This is a genomic window from Pantoea rodasii (genome assembly GCF_002095465.1).
Taxonomy (GTDB): Bacteria; Pseudomonadota; Gammaproteobacteria; order Enterobacterales; family Enterobacteriaceae; genus Pantoea; species Pantoea rodasii.
In genome coordinates, this window is sequence record NZ_MLFP01000069.1 from 1 (window position 1) to 577 (window position 577).

At 50.1% G+C, this 577-nt stretch carries 1 protein-coding gene; it reads right to left on the reverse strand.

Annotated elements, in window-relative coordinates; translation table 11 throughout:
• The coding region (locus HA45_RS23375; protein WP_495524948.1) for a phospholipase D-like domain-containing protein at positions 1-509 on the reverse strand (509 nt) is incomplete at its 3' end.
• Between the last annotated feature and the right edge of the window lie 68 nt (positions 510-577).

Sequence of the window (577 nt, forward strand, 5' to 3'; positions counted from 1 at the left end):
AATCTTTTTGGCGTTGTTCCGAGACCGACTGAAATCTCTTTAATCGTATTAAACAGTGCATACTCTGCAAACCATTTCCTGTCATTCGCATATTGCTCCTCCGTCGCGCTTTGTCCTGCCCGATCTTTTATACGAACAATACCTTTGCCGGGCAGATTGGCTTCACCTGCTCCCCCTGCTGTATTGAGTGGCATTTCCCAACCCAGCACTCTCACTTCCACGTTGTTTTTTCTCGCAACGTCTACGAGTAACTCTCCAATCGAGGGAGCCCGCCCGTCGCGGATAAAATACATTGAAGGCTGGAAACCCCAGCAGATGATATCCACTGACTTCTTCGCATTCGCAATGGCGTGATGAACCGCAGCAAAAGCCTCTTCACCATTGACCAGCGGCTTGTAGGTCGCCAGGGCTGGCGGGTATTCCGTATTCTGAACAAACCAGGGAGAGGTAATCACCCCGTGATCCGCTTCCTGAGGGGCAATAGGAACAACAAAAGGGTCCTTTTTCATTAAGCTTCATCCTTGTCGTTTACATTACCCAAGAGGCGGGCATAGGTCATACGGTGGGCAGTATGGGT